Source organism: Streptomyces bambusae (assembly GCF_020532645.1).
Lineage (GTDB): Bacteria > Actinomycetota > Actinomycetes > Streptomycetales > Streptomycetaceae > Streptomyces > Streptomyces bambusae.
The window spans coordinates 17,973-36,230 of the sequence record NZ_JAJAUZ010000072.1 but is presented as its reverse complement, the minus strand read 5'-3'; the positions used below and the strand labels follow the sequence as shown (position 1 = coordinate 36,230).

Below are 18,258 nucleotides of genomic sequence, written 5' to 3'. Positions count from 1 at the left end.
ACCCGCAGCCACCCGCAGCCACCCGCAGCCACCCGCAGCCACCCGCAGCCACCCGCAGCCGCCGGCCGAAGGAGACCTCCGTGCCCCTGCCGGCTCATCGGCACGCCCCCGGCGTCCGTACCCTGCCGTTCGCCACCGCCATGGCCGCAGCGGCCGTTCTCGCGCTTCCCGCGCCGGCCGCCGCCTCGCCGATGGCACCCGCCGCCCCGGCCCCCTGCGTGTCACCCGAGGTCGAGAAGAAGTCCCGGTCCGCGGTCGACGAGGGCGAGGTCCGCTGGACGGACGACACCGCCTACGACGACGCACGCGAGTACGCGGCCTCCACGCCCGGCTGGACGTACAGCGGCTCGACGATCAAGATCCTGGCCGATTCCGCCGTGACGTCGAACGATCTCGACTGGATCGACCACAACGGCGGCAGCGGGGCGACGGCCCCGCTGGGAACGTACGTGTGGCGCGGCGGCATCGGCGCGACCGACCTGATCCGCATGAACGAGCAGAAGCTCAACACCCGGCCGTACAACACCACGGACTTCCGACGCTACGTCGCGTTGCACGAGCTGGGGCACGCCCTCGGCCTGTGCCACAAGAGCGGCCGGATCGTCTCGCTGATGTGGAAGTCCGCGCCGAGCATCCCGATGACCTGGGTACCCGCTGTCGACCAGGCCAACTACAAGAAGCTCTGGGGCTGATCGTGAAGCACGTCGTCATCGCGGCGGCGACCGCCGCCGTCCTGGCCGGCTCGCTCGGTGCGTACGCGTACGTTGCCGACGGAGCCCCCACCCGCACGGAGTCTCTGTGCGTGGCGGACATGTCGACCGACGAGCTGGCTGCCACCAACAACCAGAACCTGGCCGTGGTGACCGTGCAGGGTCGCGGAGCCTTCGTGAAGGAGGACCCGGGCGGCGTTCAGTTGTACGACGTGCAGGTCGAACGTGTGTTCAAGGGCGGCCTGAAGAGCTTGCTGCGGCTGGGGCAGGGAGCGGATGCGCCGGGTGGGTCACAGAAGGCGGCGGAGGACCCGGCTCAGGTCACGTTGGTGCCGGGACGTCAGTACGTGGTCGGGTTCTTTCTCGGCGGCTCGTACGGCGACGGGTACGTGATGCTCGCCAAGGAGAAGCCGCCCCTGTCCGATGCGGAGATCGACGCGCACTGGGCGCAGGCGATCGCTGCGCACGAGGAGCAGCCCGACTGTAGCGACACGATCGCCGGGTAGGCCGGGCGGCCGCGCGCAGGGGTGGAGGGCGGTGGTGCTGCGGATCACGGGCGTGCGCCGCAGCAGCCGGCGGGGGCTCGGTGACCGGGCGTGGGCGGGGCCGGCTCCGGGAGGGTCCGGGCGTAGGCGCCGAGGGCGGCGAACAGGCCCGGTGACAGCCGGTCCTGGCTGACGCTCCACCGGCGACGGCCGCCCGGATCTGGTCGCGCGCGACGCCGCCGGAGCGCCCTGGCTGTTCCGCGGCGACGGCGCAGGCGGGTTCCGCCCGTGCGTACGGGTCGGCTCCGGCCACCTCGCCGCCGAGCTGCTGTTCTGACCGGTGGTGCGGTGAAGGCCTCGGCCACCGCGGGCTCCGTGCCGAGCGAGTCCGGGGCCGTAGGGTCGTGCGTGGCCTGTTGGACTGTTGGCCTGTTGCTCTGGCTCGCCATGCCGTCCGCCCGTCGGCCGGCTCACCCGGAGGACTCGTGTCGGATGCCACTGGTCGCCCCTCTCCCGGCATGGACGACCTGCTCGCCGAGGCACGGCGCCGTACGGACGCGGTGGCCGCCCGTTGCTGAAGGACGTGGACCCGGCCGCAGCGGAGGTGCTCGCCTACCAGTGGGGCCGGCGGGATGCCGAGGGCCGGCCCGTGGCCCGGGGCCGGCGGGGAAAGGCGATACGGGCGGCGCTCGCCTTCGCCGCCGCACGCGCCACCGCCGGCGAAGGCCCCGTGGGCGAAGGGCCGTCCCCGTCCCATGCGCGGTGCGAAGCCGGGGGAGCGGCCGGGATCCGGGACGACCGGGCGGTACGTCCTGCCGGGTGGGGATCCTGCAGCGACCCGACTCGATCACTGATGCATCCTCCGGGTGAACGTCCGTACGCTCGCGTCACGGCCCGCGCGCGCGGATTGTCACATCGGTATGACCACAGCGCATCAGCAGATGATCCCCAGTCAGACCGTCTTCGCTCCGGCACGGGTTTCCCGGCTCCGGTGGTGCGATCTGCCCGAGCCGGGCGAGCGGCGCCGACTGCGTGAGCAGTGGGGCCTGTCGACCCGCCAGGTGGCCGAGGCGTTCGGGGTGACGCCGGCAACGGTCCGGTCGTGGGAGTACGGGCGTTCGACCCCCAGGGGCCGACGCAAAGAGGCCTACCGGCGGTTCCTGGCCGGTCTCGCCCAACACGGCGACACGACGCGGCCCCTCGACGCGGTGCGCGGCGCCGACCGTGGTCGACGTGGGACCGGAGCCGTCCTGCACCCTGCGTCCCGACCGGCCGACACCCTGCCGCGCGCCCTGCGACGGCCCGCCCCGACCCAGCCGGCGGATCCTGTCGTGCCCGTCGCCGGCGGGGTGGTGCGCTGCGCCGTGGGCGGGCCGGATCCTGTCGCGCCGGAACGCATCCGCTGCCTCCGGCGCCTGGGGGCAGCGGCCTGCGCCTGGTCGCTGGCCCTGTGGGTGATCCTCACCTGCCCGCCGCCCTTCTAGCAGGGCCCGGTCCGGTGCGGCGGGGCGGGGCGGTCACACGATGCCGGTGACGGTGACCCTCACCGCCGCCGGTGCGACCGCCGCCGCCTCGGCGGCCGCCGCCCGCACGGCCCTGGCGGTGCGGGCCGCCTGCTGCTGGGCGCGGATGACGACATCGATCTGCAGCCCGGCAACCGACCCCCGGGAGTCGAAGGTGATGCGCACCGCGGACCCCGGGGCTCCGGGTTCACGGGCGGCCGGCGGTCGTGCGCCCGCCGTGTGCAGCAGGCTGCGCAGGCCGGGGCGCAGGCATGCGACGCCGGGCACAGCGAGGACGGCTTCGGTGACGTTCCGGGAGAGGTACCCCGTCCGTTCGCTCGTCACGGTCTGGCCTCCTGTGACTCGTCGGGGGGCTGGTGGAGGTCGGTGACGGTGACGTGGACGTCCGAGACGGGCAGGCCGAGTCGGTCCCGGGCGGCGCGGGCGAGGCTCTCCCGCACCGCGCGGGTGGTGGCCTGCAGGTCGAGCCCGTAGGCGACGGTGATGCCGAGGCGGACGGTGACGGGTCCCCGCGCGGGGCTGGTGCGGCTGCCGGGCGGGGCAATGCGGCAGCTCCCGGCGAGCACTCCGGGCACCTGCTGGGCGGCGTTGCGCAGGGTGCGGGCCGCGACGGACTCGTAGATCCAGCTTTCCTCGTCGGCCTCGCCCAGCGGCAGGTTGCGTCCGGGGCGCAGTTCCAGGCGGACCGCGTCCATGACCCGCCGCACCACGGCGGCCGTGTCGATGTCGGTGGACGGTGCGGTGACCGGGGGAAGGGCGGCGCGCAGGTGTTCCAGGTCCGCCACGGCCTGCCGGCAGTAGGTGCAGGCGGCGGTGTGTGGGTCGGCACCGGCTGTGCCGGCCGCGCCGGCCTGTTCCCACACGGTCGCCAGGTCCCGTCCGCAGGCGAGGAGTTCGAGGTCTTCGTCCTCGGCCGGGTCGTCGGGGTGCGGATGGTTCATCGCCATGCGGCCATCGCCTCCGTCAGCATGCGCCGGGCCCTGAAGACGCGTGCGCGCGCAGCTTCGGGCCGGATCCCCACCGCCTGGGCGATCGTCTCGTAGGGCTGCCCCTCGATCTCGCGCAGCACCCAGCAGACCCGCTGTTCCGCGGACAGCGCGCCCATGGCGTGGGCGAGGTCGCGTACGGCGGCGTGTGATTCGGCGGCGCGGGCGGGTGAGGACTGGTGTTCCGGTGCCACGGGCTCGGTGACCGCGTCGAGGTCGGCGGCAGGTCTGCGGGCCCGCAGCAGGGTCAGGCACCGGTTGGTGACGATGCGGTGCAGCCAGGTGCCGAACGCGGCCTCGCCCCGGTATTCGGGCAGGCTGCGCCAGGCGCTGACGAAGGCGTCCTGGACGGCGTCCTCGGCCTCGGCCCGGCTGCCCATGAAGCGTTCGGCGAGCTGCAGCACGGCCCGGGAGTGACGGTGTACCAGCATCTCGAACGCCTCCTCGTCTCCTTCCGCCGCCCGGACGGTCAGCAACCGGTCACCCGCCTCGGCCGTCTGCTCATCCTCGTCCGGGCCCCACCGAGCGTTCAACACGGGCTCCTTCCAGCCTCCGCTGATTTGACACCGCCCGCCCGGCTTTCGTTACGCCCCACCGATACGCACTGCTGTTCACCCGTTCACGGAAGGAGTCCGTAACGAAAGGCGGGCCGGCAGTGTCAATGGAGTGCGAGCCGTAGACGAACCAGTTCAGGGAGCAGAGATGACCGCAACGCAGGAGCAGACCCCGACCCGCCGGGACCACGCCAACGGCGCGCCCGTGGCGGGCCGTACCGAGGTGAGCGAACCCGCGGGCACACGGGGCAGGACGTCGATCTCGGACACCGTGGTCGTCAAGATCGCCGGGCGGGCGGCGCGGGAGATTCCCGGTGTCCACGACATGGGCGGTGGCCTGTCCCGCACGCTGGGCGCCGTCCGCGACCGGGTGCCCGGCGGGCGTCCCAACGTCGGGCGCGGTGTGAAGGTCGAGGTGGGGGAGCGGCAGGCCGCCATCGACGTGGAGCTGGTCGTGGAGTACGGCGTCCCGGTCCCCGACGTGGCCCGCGACGTCCGGGAGAACGTGATCGCCGCGGTGGAGCGGATCACCGGACTGGAGGTGGTGGAGGTGAACATCGCGGTCACCGACGTCCACCTGCCCGGGGACGACACGGAGCACACCGCCGAAGCACGGGTGGCCTGAACCCACCCGGCTCCGTCTCCGTACGGATGCGGCACGACGTCGACGAGGGAAGGAAGGCAGACATGGACAAGGACGTTCTCGGGATGGTGGCCGGGATGGCGCTGGGCTTCGCCGGCTGGTTCGGCGGCTTCGGCGCGTTCCTCCTGGTCGCGGCCCTGGGCGGGCTCGGCTACGCGGCCGGCCGTCACACTGGGCGGGGCGGGGACCTGCGCGATTTCCTGGTCGCCGAGCGCAGGCAGCGGTGAGCGCCTCCCAGCGCGGTGTCACCGTCGTCTCCGACCGGGTGGCGGCCAAGATCGCCCGGCAGGCCTGCGCCGAAATCACCGTCCCGGCCGGCGGGCACGTCCTGCACGGCACCGCACGCAGGACGGGACGTTCCGTCGAGGTGACCGTGGACGTGGAGCTGCCGCTCACCGCACCCGGCAACGTCGAACGGATGGCAGACCTCCACCGCCATCTGACCCGGCGCACCGGGTATTTGACCGGTGCGGACATCGCGCCCGCGTACATCCGGGTCCGCAGGCTCACCCCCGAACCGGACCGTCCCCGCCCGGAGGCCATGGCCCCGGCACCGTTCACGGCACACCGGCCGTGGTCCCCGCGCCGGGCCGCCGCCGCAGGGCTGGGCACCGCCGCGTGCGTTCTGTCGGTCCTGCTGCTGTGGACCGTCTGCCGGCGTTACGTCCCCGGCGTTCCCCCGCCTCCGTGGAAGCAGGTGAAGGAGGTGGCGCACGCGTCCGCGAGCCTGTCCTTCGTGCCCCCGGCGGTGGTGGTTGTGGCGGCGGCTGCCGCCGGGGTCTGGCTGATCCTCCTGGCGCTCACCCCGGGCCACCGGCGCGCCCTGGCACTCGGCTGCCCCCAGCCGGTTCCGGTCCGGGCCCGAACCACACGGACACATGCCGCACGTCTGGCGCGGGCTGCCCTCGCCCAAGTCCCGGGGCTGCGCGTGCGAAGCGTACGCTTCACGCCGCGCACGATCACCGTGCGGGCCCACGTGGCCTCCGGCAGGCCGCAGGAGCTCCGGGAGGCGGCGGCCGAGGCCCTCTCGCACACCATCAGGTCCATGGCGCCGGCACGGGAACCCAGGGTGCGGATCGTGCTCGCCGGCACCCGTGGGGCACGTGCAACGGGAACCGTCCGGCCCGGAGAGGAAGGGGCGGATGCGTAGCCGCACCGTCGCCAACCGGACTGTGCTCGCTCTGACCGGACTCGCCCTCCTGGCAGCCGCAGGTGCCGCAGCAGGCAGGGTCGGGAACCAGGTCGTCGACGCCGCACTCCGGCAGCTGCGGCACGCGGGGCCCGGCCCGCTGATCCTCACGGCCTGCGCCGCCCTGGCGGCCTCGTCGGTCCTGCTCGTCGCACAGGTTCCGCGGCGTGCTCCGCGCCGCCTCGGCCTTCCCGCACCCGGCTGCCATCTGGACAGCCGTGCCGTCCGCCGTGCCGTCCGAACAGGATGCTCGGCCGTCCCCGGCGTCGTTCGAGCGAGCTGCCGCCTGACCGGCCGAGGGCACACGATGACCCTGGCCGTCACCCTCACCGTGGACAGCACGGCCCACCCCGGCGAGGTCCTGTCCGCAGTGACGCACGGCGTCCTCACGCAGTTCGCGGCCCTGCTCGCACCCCGGCACCTCAAGACCCGGATCCGGCTGCGCGTCCAGCGGCCCCGCCCCCGTCGGGCACTGTGACACGGTCGCCGCTGCCTGGCCTGCCCGCACGTGGCCAGGGCTGCGCGAGGGCCCTCACGTCAGCCGCCGAGCCGCCGCAGCGCCGGCCCCGTGAGCGAGCCGTGGACTGTTTGCGGTAACAACAATCGTTTCTGCGGTGAACGTGCGGTCTGCCGGGGAGCGCCCTTGGACTTCCGCAGCCGCAGGCTCGTCTTGCCCGTCCTGGGGTCGGTGGTGGCGGCCACCAGGTGGGCCAGGCCCTTGCCGTCGAGGTCGCCGAGGCTGCTCTGGCGGAATCCCTCCCACCGGGTGAGGACCTGCGGCCGGGCGAAGGGATTGCCCGAGCCGCCCTTCGTGCCCTTCCACAGCTTGAGCCGGTGGTCCTTGGTGTCGAGGGCGACGAGGTCGGTGATGCCGTCTCCGTCGATGTCACCGGCGGTGGTCTGTTCCTTGCCGGTCCAGCCGGTCAGCTTCTGCCGTTCGCCGAAGGTCCCGTCGCCCTTGCCGCGCCACAGGTGCAGGGTGCCGTCGCCGTCGGTGGCGACGAGGTCCGCTGTGCCGTCGCCGTCGAAGTCGCCGGCCACGGTCTGCGCGTAGACCCAGCCGTCGAAGACCTCGGTGCCGTGCTCGAACGTGCCGTCGCCGCGCCCCTGGAACAGGTACAGGCCGGCGGAGTCCTCCGGCTTGGCGAGGATGTCGCCCTTGCCGTCGCCGGTGACGTCGGCGAGGACGACCTCGGACAGGTCCCTTGCGGATACCCGCCGTTCGGCGCCGGGCAGGGTGATCGGCTTCCGGGTCGCCGGGGAGGTCATGCCGAAGAGCACCTCCACGGCCGTCAGGGTGCTGGTTCCGGCGGGCAGGTCCTCGTCCGGCACGACGGACCAGTTCCCGTGGTCGTCGACGGTGGCGGAGCCGAAGTCCGTGTCGCCGATGCGCAGCGTCACCTCGGCGCCGGGCACCCCCCTTCCGGATATCTCGGGGCGGGGGGTGTCGGACGTGTCCGGTGCGCTGATCACCGGTGCCGCAACGGTCACCTCCGCTGTCTTCACCGCCGACCACGTGCCACCTTCAAGCATCTGACGGAACGTCAATTCCTTGGTGGTCGCGCCCTGCCCGTACTTGGAGATGTAGGTGGAGGTGTGCCAGGTGCCGTCCGTGGAGACCTTCAGGAGGTCGTGCCAAATGAAACCCGGCACCTTGAACTGAATCTGTGCCCCCGGAGTGCCTTCGCCCTCCATGGCCCAGACGCGTGTCCGGTCGTACTCCCGGAACTGGAGTTCCGCCTTGGTGACGACCAGGTCCGCAGCGACGCTCTTCACGGCAGGAGCCGCCGGATCGGCAGGCTCTGCCCACGCGGGGGCGCAGCCGCCGCCTGGCCCGCCCGTCCGCGGTCTGTACGTACAGTTCCCACAACCCTTCCGGCAGGGGCAGTGCCGCCTTGCGGATGGTGCACTCGACATCGCCCGCGGCTCCGCCCGGTCCGGTTCCGAAGGGGAAGGTCACGAAGGGATCCGCGGCGGGCTGATCCGTCGGCCGGTACCGGGGAGGGCGCGGCGAAGCCGGCCTCGCGGCACTTCGGGACGGCTGTCCGAGTTGGGACTCCTTGGGATCAATAGAGTCATTCGTCATGTTTATCGAGCCGTGTGAACTTGATCATTCTCCGGACCCGAGCCGAGCCGGTAGACCTTCACAAGATCAACAGACGGTGCGTCACCTGACGCTCCGTCCCCATCGTGTGGAGAAGAATTTCTATGACTTGTCGTCAGCGCCTGGCCGTCCTCGCGGGAGCCGTCGTCGCGACAACCTCACTGCTGGCCGGAACCGCCCCTGCGGCCCTCGCGGCAGATCCCCCTGCCGAGAACGTCCGATGGGTCCAGGTCGCCCCTGACGAGGAAGACGGCGCTCAGGCGGGAGATCCGGTGGTGCCCGGGGCATCGGTCTACTCGGCCAACGGGTGCACCTGGGGCCGTGGGGGAGGCACGGTCTGCGGCGATGTGCAGGGCAGCAAGAAGCACGTGAACAGCCTGCACATCAGCCGGCAGTACCCAGGCATGGTCTGTGACTACAAGGGTCATTGGAAGGTGACCAACTCCAGCGGGGCGACCATAGCCAGCGGATCGTCGAGCCGCGCGAACTGCACGCCCGGGGCCGCCTACTTCCACTGGCAGATCAACAAGAGCTACCCCGCAGGCACCAAGGTGACGCTGACCTGGTTCCGTGAAGGAGGGCGCGACGGCGCTGTCGCCTTCCAACTGAAGGGCTGATCGGCAAACGGAAACGGCCGGCGGGCCCGACCCCCTGGTCGGACCCGCCGGCCGTTTCGTCAGCCGCGAGGCGCGTCGTACCGCTGCACCAGCCGACGCAAGGCCTCGATCTCCGCGCCGAACGCCGCACGGCCCTCACGCGTGATCGTCACCCACATCCGGGTACGCCCTCCCAGGGCAGGTCGCCGCTCACACGTCACCAAGCCCCGACCCGTCAGCACCTCCACGTGCCGACCGAGGTTGCCGTCCGTCAAGTCCAGCGTGTCCCGCACATACGTGAACTCGGCGGAGCCCACCTCGTTCAACAGGCTCAGAATCGACAGGCGGGTCCGCTGATGCACGACATCATCGACTTCGAGCGCGTGTCCCTCTGTGCTCATCGCGACGCCGTCCTCCGCCCCGACACCGCACCCCACGCTGCCAGGGCTCCACCCAGCACCCCGTACAACAGGGCGAGTTCCCACCCCGGCCCTGTCTCCGAAGCGATCAGCTGGGCGCCCGCACCGCCCACCAGGAACATGACCAAGGCGGCCAGACGCACGGCTCCGCTGCGCAGCGAAGCCGCGATCACCATCAGCAGCAATGCCCCGCAGATCCCCCATGCCAGCGGATGCGGATACGCGATGCCGAGCGCGAACACCACCAGCACCCCGCATCCCTGCGGTCGCCGACCGCTGAACACCTTCAGCCCGAGTTCCTCGGAACGACGACGCCCCCAGAATCCCACGAGCACATAGGCGGCGGGACCGATCAGAAGCCAGAACGGCAGGCTGAACCAGGGCCGCTCCACATGGACCGCCAGGGGGCAGCCCAGCAACAGCGCACCGCCGAACGTGAGCAGCGGAATCCATCCCGCTTCCCTGTCATGCCGCCCCGCTGCCGCTGCGTCACGAGCCGCGGCTATCGCCTCACGCGCATCATCGCCAGAAATCATGACATCACCTTCCATACCGTGTTTCTAACTCTGCATCATAGAGTCATGGAAAGCGCCTTGGCCCGCCAGGGGTCGAGGTCAGGTCACGATGGGCTGACGAGCCTGAGAGAGCGATGCCGGAGGAGGGGAGGATCTGCCGGCGCAGGGACTGCGGTGTGGTCGCCAGCGGTGCCAGAGGGTTCCCGAGTGCCTGTGGGAACTGCCTTCATTTGCAGGGCTGTTCCTCGCGTCCCGTGCGGTGATCGCTGCCCGAGACCCACTCTGGTGGTTCGCGCGGTCGAAGGCGGCCTCATGCCCTTGTGGGGGCATCGGTGCACGCACGCGGGACGCCGACGAGAGCCTGGCCTTCACCTCGCACAGCAAGTCCTGCAGGCCGACGGTGAATTGATCTGGGGATGGCCGGTGCGACCTTGGCGTCCGAGCCCTCCTGGACGGCACCTTTCGCCGGACTGGGCCCTCGCGCCATCACGGTTCGGCGGTGCGAGGGCGGCCAGGCCGGACTCCCCGCTTGGCAAAGAGGAACACGGCCCGCCCACAAGCAGGTTTGGGCCCGCGTCGCGCATGCCTTCGCCCGCATGAAGATCTGGACGATCCTCGTTGATCAGCGGATCTCGTTGCCGGGGTGCTCGCGGTCGTAGCTCTCACGCGCTCGGGCGATGCCGGCCCGGTGCTTGAGCGACCATTCGGCAAGTGCCCTGACGAGATGGGTCAGGCTCACGCCCGTCTCGGTGAGCCGGTAGTCGACCTGGGCCGGCACGGTCGGATACACCGTCCGAAGGACCAGCCCGTCGCGCTCCAGCCGGCGCACCGTGAGGGTCAGCATGCGCTGCGAGATACCCTCGATGGCGCGCTGAAGCTGCCGGAAGCGCCGCGGGCCGTTGGCGAGCTCGACGATGACGAGGACCGACCACTTGTCGCCGACCCGGTCGAGGATGTCGCGGATTCCGCAGTCGGCGTGATCCTGCTGTCCGCAGGGTTCGAGTTCAGCGGGTTGAGTGGTTACCCCGGTGTGCGTCACTGACACGACACTGCCTCCTTGTGGGCTGATTCGAGCCGGTTGAAGATCTCACCGTAGTTACTGAAGAGAACCACGGCAGGAGACGGAACCGCAATGATCATGGTGACCGGTGCGAACGGGCACCTCGCCTCTCTCACGCTCCAAGAGTTGGCTGAGCGGCACGTGCCCGCACTGAGCGGCACTCGATCGCCCGTGGAGGGGCAGCGTCGAATCGACTTCGACGACCCCACGAGCCTCGACTTCACCGGCGTCTCGACGCTGTTGCTCGTCTCGGCGGGGTATGCCGAGGACGACCGGGTCATCAGCCGGCACCAGGCAGCTCTGGACGCTGCGGTGCGCGATGGTGTGAGCCACGTGGTGTACACCAGCCTGGCCGGCGATGGAGACCACCTTGGCTTCGCCCTCGCCCACAGGGCCACCGAACGGCTGATCAAGTCCAGTGGACTCGGGTGGACGATCCTGCGCAACGGGCTCTACGCCGAACTCTTCGGGACGCTCCTGACGTGGACCGCCGACGGCGTGGAATCGCCGTTCGGCGACGGAGCGCTCGCCGCTGTGGCGCGGGCGGACCTGGCCGCGGCCGCAGCGGCCGTGGTCGGCGATCCTGCCGCGCACGCCGGGGAGACCTATGACCTGGTCGGCGAACCGATCACCGCCGTCGGCATCGCCGAATCCCTCGGGGTCGCGCACCGGACCATCGGACTGGGGGAGTACCGGGCCCAACTCCGCGCTGACGACACGCTACTGCCGTTCCAGCCGCCGATGCTCGCCTCGATCGCGACCAGTGTCCGCCACGGGTTCCTCGGCACCATGAGCCCCGAACTCGCCCGACTGCTCGGCCGACCGCTCAGCGACCCGCTCACCGTCGCCGCGAGCACCGCAGCAGCGATGCGCCCCGACCGGTGAGATGATCATGGCTTCGGGGGGCGCAATGCTGCGAGTTGTGGAGGGGAATCAGCGATGGTTTTGGGAACGGTAGCCGTCACCGGTGCGGCAGGCAGCATCGGTTCCTGGGTGCGGCAAGCCCTGCGGGGCGAGGCGGACAGGGTGGTCCTTCTCGACCGCGTACCGCTGCACAAGGAGGCGGCGAACGAGGAAGTGCACACGGTCGACCTGCGAGATGCGTCGGCCGTGGAGGTGGCGCTCTCAGGAGCGGACTGCATCCTCCACCTCGGTGGCCTGCCGGACGAGGCGCCCCTCGACGCGCTGCTGGAAGCGAACGTGCTGGGCACCCATCACGTTCTGGAAGCAGCCAGACGCAACGGAACCGGGCGGGTGGTGCTGGCCAGCAGCAACCGTGTGACCGGTTTCTATCCGACGCAGCACCTCACCGGACCACAGGAACCGGCGCGCCCGGACGGCCTGTACGGGGTGAGCAAGGTCGCGGTCGAGGCTCTGGGGCGCCTGTACGCGGACAAGTTCGGGCTGTCCGTCATCTGCCTGCGCATCGGCAGCTTCGAGCAGGCCCCCACCGAGCCCCGCCACCTGGCGACATGGCTGAGTCCGCGCGACACCGTCGGCTATGTCAAAGCCGCGCTCACGGCTCCTGTTTCCACCCGGTTCGCCACGGTATATGCAGTCTCCGCCAATGCCCGCCGCTTCTGGCGGCTGCCGGTGGAAGCGGAGTTGGACTACACACCCGTGGACGACGCCGAAACCCACGCCGGACGCATCCCGGGCGCCGACACCCCAGGACCGCAGGGGGCTCCGCAGGGCGGCCCGTACGCAACGCCGGAGTTCACCTTGCAGCACCTGCGGCCTTGAGAGCAGGCCCGGGGACGCCTGCCTGCGCTGTCCTCCACCTGCCGCATCACGCGGCGGGCCGGAGGGTGTCCGACGACGGCAAGTACGTCAGCCTGGACAAGCTCAAGGGCGACAAGGACGACCAGAACTACGCGATCCCGGCGGGCGTACACCTCACCGACTACACGAGCGTCGCGATCTGGTGCGACCGCTTCGACGTCTCCTCCGGGGCGGCGACACGCGCCACGGGCTTGCTGGTCCATGTGCGCGAGAACCGGCCGCGCCCCCCGGACGGCAGCGGCCCTACCCGTCGGCTGAGCCGGAGAGGGGTGTCGACCTGCCTGCGGAGGAGTACGAGCGGGCCCGGCACCAGCCGCAGCCTTCGCGGCGAGCGGGGGCAGCAGGGGGACTCCGGCCTGATGGGCGCGACGGCCGGTACTCCGGCGGCGTAGCCCGCCCCACGGCAGGTCAGCGCACGGCGCCTGGTTGCCAACGCGCCGCAGACCGTCGGCCGTCCACGTTCGGCGGCTGCCGCGCGCTTCGCCGGCACCTCCGGGCCGTTCCCGCACCCGGGACCGTGCGGGGTCCTCCGGTTCCGGCACGGAGCCGGACACGAGGACACCTTGCCACCCGCGGCCTCCGTGCCGCGCGCAGACGCGTGACCGCTGCTGCGCCCGCTCTGCCGCGCCTCGTTGCGGCTGTTGCCCCCAGGGCCGAAAGACCCTGCGGGGCGACCGAACGGGTCCTCCCGGAGAGTGCCGTCCGGCCCGCGACCAGGGACTGTTGCGGCCGGACGCGCAGGGTACGCGAGTGACAGGGTTCAAGTGCTCCCCGAGGCGGCCCCCCAGCGCACGCCCGGCCAGCACCACGTCCCGATACGGCGCTCGTCGAGTGCGCCCTTCTTCCTCATCTCCGGGGGACCCCTGTGACCTTTCACGTCGACTCCGAGACCGGCCGTCTGAAGCAGGTCATCCTGCACCGCCCCGACCGCGAACTCACCCGCCTCACACCCACCAACAAGGACGAGCTCCTCTTCGACGACGTGCTGTGGGCCAAGCGCGCCCGCGAGGAGCACGACGCCTTCGCCGATGTCCTGCGGGACCGCGGAGTACGCGTGCATCTGCTGGCCGACCTGCTCACCGAGACGCTGGACGGCATCGAGGCCCGGCAGCTCGTCATGGACCGCGTCTTCGACGAACGCGAGTTCGGCGTCCTCGGCACCGACCGGCTCCGCACGTACTTCGACTCCCTGGAGCCGGCGGCCCTGACCGCCTGCCTCATCGGCGGCGTCACCAAGGCCGAACTCCTGGAGCGCACGGGCCCGGTGCCGAGCGTACGACTGCACGCCATGGCGCCCGACGACTTCCTCCTCGCGCCGCTGCCCAACCACCTCTTCACCCGCGACACCTCGTGCTGGGTGTACGACGGTGTGAGCGTCAACCCGATGAACAAGAGGGCACGGCGCCGTGAAACCGTCCACTTCGAAGCCCTCTACCGGCACCACCCCCTCTTCGCGAAGCAGGAGTTCCACCGGTGGACGGACGGGCAGGCGGCCTATCCCGCCACCATCGAGGGCGGCGACGTCCTGGTCATCGGCAACGGTGCGGTGCTCGTCGGAATGAGCGAGCGCACCACCCCTCAGGCGGTGGAGAACCTCGCCCTGCGCATGTTCGCAGCGGGCTCCGCCCAGCGGATCGTGGCCGTCCGCCTGCCGAAGAGCCGCAGCTTCATGCACCTCGACACGGTCATGACGATGGTCAGCGGAGACACTTTCACCCGGTACGCCGGCCTCGGCATGCTGCCTTCCGCCACGATCGAGCCGGAGACCGGCGGGGAGGGCCTGAAGGTCACCGACCACGCCCCCGAGGAGATGGACCGGGCCATCGCCGACGCCCTGGGGCTGCCTTCCGTCAACGTCCTCACCCCCAGCCAGGACCTGCGGTCCGCCGAACGGGAGCAGTGGGACGACGGCTGCAACGTGCTGGCCGTGGAACCCGGCGTGGTCGTCGCCTACGAGCGCAACGTGACCACCAACACCCATCTGCGCAAGAACGGCATCGAGGTCGTCACCGTGCGCGGCAGCGAGCTCGGCCGGGGACGCGGTGGCCCGCGGTGCATGACCTGCCCCGTCGAGCGCGATGCTGCCTGACCACCCCGCCCCGTCCCCGCGCCCGTCCGCCGCACACCCCGTACGCACCAAGGAGAACCCCGTGCACGACGACCTGCACCAGCGCCCGTTCGTGAAGGAACTCGACTTCACCCCCGCGGAGTTCCGCCACCTGCTGGAACTCTCCGCCGACATCAAAACCGCCCGCCGGGAGGGGCGCGAAGAACAGCGGCTGCGCGGCAGGAACATCGCCGTCATCTTCGAGAAGACCTCGACGAGGACCCGGTGCGCCTTCGAAGTGGCCGCGCACCAGCAGGGCGCGCACGTGACCTATCTCGATCCGGCCGGCTCGCAGCTCGGGCACAAGGAGTCCATCAAGGACACCGCACGCGTCCTGGGCCGCTACTACGACGGGATCGAATACCGGGGCAGCGACCAGCGCTTGGTGGAGGAGCTGGCCCGGCACGCCGGCGTTCCGGTGTGGAACGGCCTGACGGACCAGTGGCACCCCACCCAGTCGCTCGCCGACGTGCTCACCATGTGGGAGCACACCGACAAGCCTCTTGACCAGGTGGCCTTCGCCTACCTGGGCGACGCCAGGAACAACGTCGGCAACTCCCTGCTCATCGTCGCCGCGATGCTCGGCATGGACGTACGCATGGTCGGCCCCCGATCCCTGCACAACGCCCCGCACGTCGTCGACCAGGCACGGCGGGCGGCGGCCGTCAGCGGTGCGCGCATCACCCTCACCGAGGACGTGACCGAGGGCGTGGCAGGCGTCGACTTCGTCTACACCGACGTGTGGCTCTCCATGGGGGAGCCGCCGGAGATGTGGGACGAGCGCATAGCCCTGCTCAAGCCCTACCAGGTGACGGCGAAGACCCTGGAGGCGACGGGCAACCCCGCGGTCAAGTTCATGCACTGCCTGCCGGCCTTTCACAACAGCGACACCACGGTCGGGGCCAAGATCGCTGCACGGACCGGCATGACCGCACTGGAGGTCACCGACGAGGTCTTCGAGTCCTCGCACTCCATCGTGTTCGACCAGGCGGAGAACCGGCTCCACACCATCAAGGCCGTCCTCGTCGCCACCCTCGGCGACTGAACAGGCCTCCCCCCGACACCTGGAGAACACGTCATGCGTGTAGTCGTCGCACTCGGTGGCAACGCCCTCCTCCGCCGCGAGGAGCGGCCGGACGCCGCCGTGCAGCTCGCCAACATCCGCGCCGCAGTCTCCGTACTCGCCCCCCTCGCCAGCGAGCACGAACTCGTCATCACCCACGGCAACGGTCCGCAGGTCGGCGTACTCGCCCTCCAGAGCGCCGCCGACCGCTCCCTGACCAGCCCCTACCCCTTCGACGTCCTCGGTGCGGAGACCCAGGGCATGATCGGCTACTGGCTGCTCCAGTCCCTGCAGAACGCCCTGCCCGGACGGCAGGTCTGCGCCCTCCTCAACCAGACCCTCGTCTCCGCGGCCGACCCCGCCTTCACCGACCCGGCCAAATTCGTGGGCCCCGTCTACGACCGGACCGAAGCCGAGTGCCTGGCCGCCGAACGCGGCTGGACGGTCAAGCAGGACGGCGGCCACTGGCGACGTGTCGTACCGTCCCCCCGTCCGCAACGGGTCGTGGAGACCCGGCTCATCCGGCTGCTGCTGGCCTCGGGAGCGATAGCCGTGTGCGCCGGAGGCGGCGGCGTACCGGTGATCCGCGACGGACGAGGGGAGCTGACCGGCGTCGAAGCCGTGGTGGACAAGGACCTCACCGCCGCTCTCCTGGCCGAGGCGCTCGACGCCGACGCGCTCCTGCTGCTCACGGACGTTCCCCACGTCTCGCTCCACTACGGCACGCCCGGCGCCGAGCGCATAGGGCAGACCACGCCTTCGGCCTTGAGAGCCCAGCAGTTCCCCGCCGGATCCATGGGACCCAAGGTCGACGCCGTGTGCCGGTTCGTCGAGCTCACCGGCGGCATGGCTGCCATCGGCGCCCTCGAAGACGCCCAGGCCATCCTCGACGGGGCCGCCGGCACCGTCGTCACACCCGGCGGCCCCACCGCGATACCCGCCACGACGGAGCACAGGCCCTGACATGACTCTCCAGAGCGCACCCACATCCCCCCGGCCGGCCCGCGCGAGAACGGACTCCGGCGCGCCCGACGGCCCGCGGCGGCGGCTCCGGTTCCCGTCCGCCTTCACCGTCCTGATCGCCGTCACTGTGGCGGTCTGGGCCCTGACGTTCGTCATATCCGCCGGCCGTTACGACACCCGGGACGGCAGCCCCGTCCCGGGCACCTACCACCCGGTGGCACCGGCCGGCGGCTTCCGGGAGCGGCTCACAGACCTGTTCCTTGCCCCGGTCAACGGGCTGTACGGCGTCACCCACGAGGGGACCGGCCTCACCGCGCCCGGCGGGACCGGCTCCTTCGCGGGCGCAGCCGGAGTGTTCCTCTTCATCCTGGCCGTGGGCGCGTTCATCACGGTCACGATGCGCACGGGAGCACTCACGGCGGGAGTGGCGCGCCTCGCACAGCGCCTGCGCCACCGCAGGACCGTGCTCCTCGTGGTCCTGCTGACGGTGTTCTCCCTGGGCGGGACCACCTACGGCATGGCCGAGGAGACCCTCGGCTTCTACGGGCTGATGATCCCGCTGATGCTGAGCCTGGGCTACGACCGCATGGTCGCCGCGACGGTCGTCATGGTGGGAGCCGGGGTTGGAACCCTCGCCTCGACCGTCAATCCCTTTGCCACCGGGGTGGCCTCGGACAGCGCCGGTGTCGGCACGGGTGAGGGGATCGTCCTGCGCCTGGTGATGTGGGCCTGTCTGACCGCGCTGGCAGCCGCGTACGTCGTGCGCTACGCCCGCCGGGTCGCTGCGGACCCCTCCCGGTCGCTGACGCCCCTCACCGAGGACGACCTCCGCATCAGGGCCGAAGCCGAGGGCGGCGAGGCTGCGCGGCTCACCCGGCGCCGGGTGACCGTCCTGTGCCTCTTCGCGGCCACCTTCCTCTTCATGATCTTTGCCGTGGTTCCCTGGTCCGACCTGCACGTCACCTTCCTGCCCACGCTCGGCTGGTACTTCCCCGAACTCGCCGCCCTGTTCTTCGTCGCGGCGGTCGTGGTGGGAGTGGCCGGCGGACTGGGGGAGAAGGGGACGGTGAACGCCGTCACCGCCGGTGCGGGGGACTTCATCGGAGCGGCGATGATCGTCATGCTGGCCCGGGGAGTCACTGTGATCATGAACAACGCCAGTGTCACCGACACCATCCTCGACGCCCTGCAAGGCGCGGTGGCCGGCACGTCCTCCGGCGTGTTCGCCGTCTTGATGTTCGCGGTGAACCTCCCGCTGGCCTTCTTCGTCCCCTCCTCGTCCGGCCATGCGGCCCTCGCCATGCCCATCCTCGCCCCTCTGGCCGACTTCGCCGGGGTGAGCCGCGCCCTCGTGGTGACCGCTTACCAGTCGGCTTCCGGATGGGTGAACCTCGTCACGCCCACCTCGGCCGTCGTCATGGGCGGCCTCGCCGTGGCCGGGATCCGCTACGACCGGTATCTGCGCTTCATGGCACCGCTGATGGGTGTACTGCTGGTGGCCGTCGCCGGATTCCTCGTACTCGGTGCGACCGTGGGCTGAATCGTCACGGGCAGGAAGG

Annotated in this window: 21 protein-coding genes and 1 pseudogene; 15 read left to right on the top strand and 7 right to left on the bottom strand. The window is 71.0% G+C overall.

Features of this window, described 5'->3' with window-relative positions:
• The 3 genes from LG634_RS32260 to LG634_RS38355 all read left to right on the top strand — a co-directional run.
• Positions 1-692 (top strand): hypothetical protein (locus LG634_RS32260; protein ID WP_226739162.1); only part of this gene is annotated, 692 nt, incomplete at its 5' end.
• Positions 693-694: 2 nt separating this feature from the next.
• Positions 695-1,216, top strand: a complete 522-nt coding sequence (locus tag LG634_RS32255; RefSeq protein ID WP_226739161.1) for a hypothetical protein — start codon at positions 695-697, stop codon at positions 1,214-1,216.
• Between the two features lie 899 nt (positions 1,217-2,115).
• Positions 2,116-2,679, top strand: a complete 564-nt coding sequence (locus tag LG634_RS38355) for a helix-turn-helix domain-containing protein (RefSeq protein ID WP_308072724.1) — start codon at positions 2,116-2,118, stop codon at positions 2,677-2,679.
• 33 nt (positions 2,680-2,712) lie between these two features.
• Here LG634_RS38355 and LG634_RS32245 read toward each other — a convergent pair whose 3' ends face one another.
• The 3 genes from LG634_RS32245 to LG634_RS32235 are packed head-to-tail and all read right to left on the bottom strand — an operon-like array spanning position 2,713 to position 4,135.
• The gene (locus LG634_RS32245; protein WP_226739159.1) at positions 2,713-3,042 is read right to left on the bottom strand and encodes a hypothetical protein; all 330 of its coding nucleotides are present in this window, start codon (positions 3,040-3,042) and stop codon (positions 2,713-2,715) included.
• Positions 3,039-3,665: an Asp23/Gls24 family envelope stress response protein gene (locus tag LG634_RS32240; protein WP_226739157.1), complete on the bottom strand. Its 627-nt coding sequence runs from the start codon at positions 3,663-3,665 to the stop codon at positions 3,039-3,041. Before LG634_RS32240 ends, LG634_RS32245 begins: the two co-directional genes overlap by 4 nt.
• On the bottom strand, positions 3,656-4,135 hold the full coding sequence (locus LG634_RS32235) for an RNA polymerase sigma factor (RefSeq protein WP_308072725.1): 480 nt from the start codon (positions 4,133-4,135) through the stop codon (positions 3,656-3,658). The genes LG634_RS32240 and LG634_RS32235 overlap by 10 nt, the downstream gene beginning before the upstream one ends.
• Positions 4,136-4,406: 271 nt before the next feature.
• Between LG634_RS32235 and LG634_RS32230 the strand changes: the two genes are divergently transcribed.
• The 4 genes from LG634_RS32230 to LG634_RS32215 all read left to right on the top strand — a co-directional run bounded on the left by LG634_RS32230 (position 4,407) and on the right by LG634_RS32215 (position 6,568).
• Entirely contained in the window at positions 4,407-4,883 is a 477-nt protein-coding gene (locus tag LG634_RS32230) for an Asp23/Gls24 family envelope stress response protein (protein ID WP_226739153.1), read from the top strand.
• Positions 4,884-4,945: 62 nt separating this feature from the next.
• Positions 4,946-5,128, top strand: a complete 183-nt coding sequence (locus LG634_RS32225) for a hypothetical protein (protein ID WP_226739151.1) — start codon at positions 4,946-4,948, stop codon at positions 5,126-5,128.
• On the top strand, positions 5,125-6,051 hold the full coding sequence (locus LG634_RS32220) for a DUF6286 domain-containing protein (protein WP_226739149.1): 927 nt from the start codon (positions 5,125-5,127) through the stop codon (positions 6,049-6,051). Before LG634_RS32225 ends, LG634_RS32220 begins: the two co-directional genes overlap by 4 nt.
• On the top strand, positions 6,044-6,568 hold the full coding sequence (locus tag LG634_RS32215) for a hypothetical protein (protein ID WP_226739147.1): 525 nt from the start codon (positions 6,044-6,046) through the stop codon (positions 6,566-6,568). Before LG634_RS32220 ends, LG634_RS32215 begins: the two co-directional genes overlap by 8 nt.
• A 59-nt stretch (positions 6,569-6,627) precedes the next feature.
• On the opposite strand, the gene LG634_RS38350 is transcribed toward LG634_RS32215, so the two are convergent.
• Positions 6,628-7,866 (bottom strand): VCBS repeat-containing protein, encoded by a 1,239-nt coding sequence (locus LG634_RS38350; RefSeq protein WP_226739145.1) that lies wholly within the window; start codon positions 7,864-7,866, stop codon positions 6,628-6,630.
• A 432-nt stretch (positions 7,867-8,298) separates the two neighbouring features.
• On the opposite strand from LG634_RS38350, the gene LG634_RS32205 reads away from it, so the two are divergent.
• Complete coding sequence (locus LG634_RS32205) at positions 8,299-8,811, top strand: hypothetical protein (protein ID WP_226739143.1); 513 nt, start codon at positions 8,299-8,301, stop codon at positions 8,809-8,811.
• Between the two features lie 59 nt (positions 8,812-8,870).
• On the opposite strand, the gene LG634_RS32200 is transcribed toward LG634_RS32205, so the two are convergent.
• From LG634_RS32200 to LG634_RS32185, 3 genes are all read right to left on the bottom strand, one after another.
• Positions 8,871-9,191, bottom strand: coding sequence for a transcriptional regulator (locus LG634_RS32200; RefSeq protein WP_226739141.1), 321 nt, complete (start codon positions 9,189-9,191; stop codon positions 8,871-8,873).
• Positions 9,188-9,745 (bottom strand): hypothetical protein, encoded by a 558-nt coding sequence (locus LG634_RS32195; RefSeq protein ID WP_226739139.1) that lies wholly within the window; start codon positions 9,743-9,745, stop codon positions 9,188-9,190. Before LG634_RS32195 ends, LG634_RS32200 begins: the two co-directional genes overlap by 4 nt.
• Before the next feature lie 601 nt (positions 9,746-10,346).
• Positions 10,347-10,769, bottom strand: a complete 423-nt coding sequence (locus tag LG634_RS32185; RefSeq protein WP_226739137.1) for a winged helix-turn-helix transcriptional regulator — start codon at positions 10,767-10,769, stop codon at positions 10,347-10,349.
• Between the two features lie 87 nt (positions 10,770-10,856).
• On the opposite strand from LG634_RS32185, the gene LG634_RS32180 reads away from it, so the two are divergent.
• The 7 genes and pseudogenes from LG634_RS32180 to LG634_RS32150 all read left to right on the top strand — a co-directional run bounded on the left by LG634_RS32180 (position 10,857) and on the right by LG634_RS32150 (position 18,239).
• Positions 10,857-11,669: an NAD(P)H-binding protein gene (locus LG634_RS32180; RefSeq protein ID WP_226739136.1), complete on the top strand. Its 813-nt coding sequence runs from the start codon at positions 10,857-10,859 to the stop codon at positions 11,667-11,669.
• A gap of 54 nt (positions 11,670-11,723) precedes the next feature.
• Positions 11,724-12,527 (top strand): NAD-dependent epimerase/dehydratase family protein, encoded by an 804-nt coding sequence (locus LG634_RS32175; RefSeq protein ID WP_226739134.1) that lies wholly within the window; start codon positions 11,724-11,726, stop codon positions 12,525-12,527.
• A gap of 53 nt (positions 12,528-12,580) precedes the next feature.
• Positions 12,581-12,742, top strand: a pseudogene (locus tag LG634_RS32170) (DM13 domain-containing protein); the annotation flags it as partial.
• A gap of 689 nt (positions 12,743-13,431) precedes the next feature.
• The gene (locus LG634_RS32165; RefSeq protein ID WP_226739132.1) at positions 13,432-14,655 is read left to right on the top strand and encodes an arginine deiminase; all 1,224 of its coding nucleotides are present in this window, start codon (positions 13,432-13,434) and stop codon (positions 14,653-14,655) included.
• A gap of 61 nt (positions 14,656-14,716) precedes the next feature.
• On the top strand, positions 14,717-15,718 hold the full coding sequence (gene argF / locus LG634_RS32160; RefSeq protein WP_226739130.1) for an ornithine carbamoyltransferase: 1,002 nt from the start codon (positions 14,717-14,719) through the stop codon (positions 15,716-15,718).
• A 33-nt stretch (positions 15,719-15,751) separates the two neighbouring features.
• Complete coding sequence (gene arcC / locus LG634_RS32155) at positions 15,752-16,699, top strand: carbamate kinase (protein ID WP_226739127.1); 948 nt, start codon at positions 15,752-15,754, stop codon at positions 16,697-16,699.
• A gap of 1 nt (position 16,700) precedes the next feature.
• Entirely contained in the window at positions 16,701-18,239 is a 1,539-nt protein-coding gene (locus tag LG634_RS32150) for a YfcC family protein (protein ID WP_226739126.1), read from the top strand.
• Positions 18,240-18,258 lie beyond the last annotated feature (19 nt).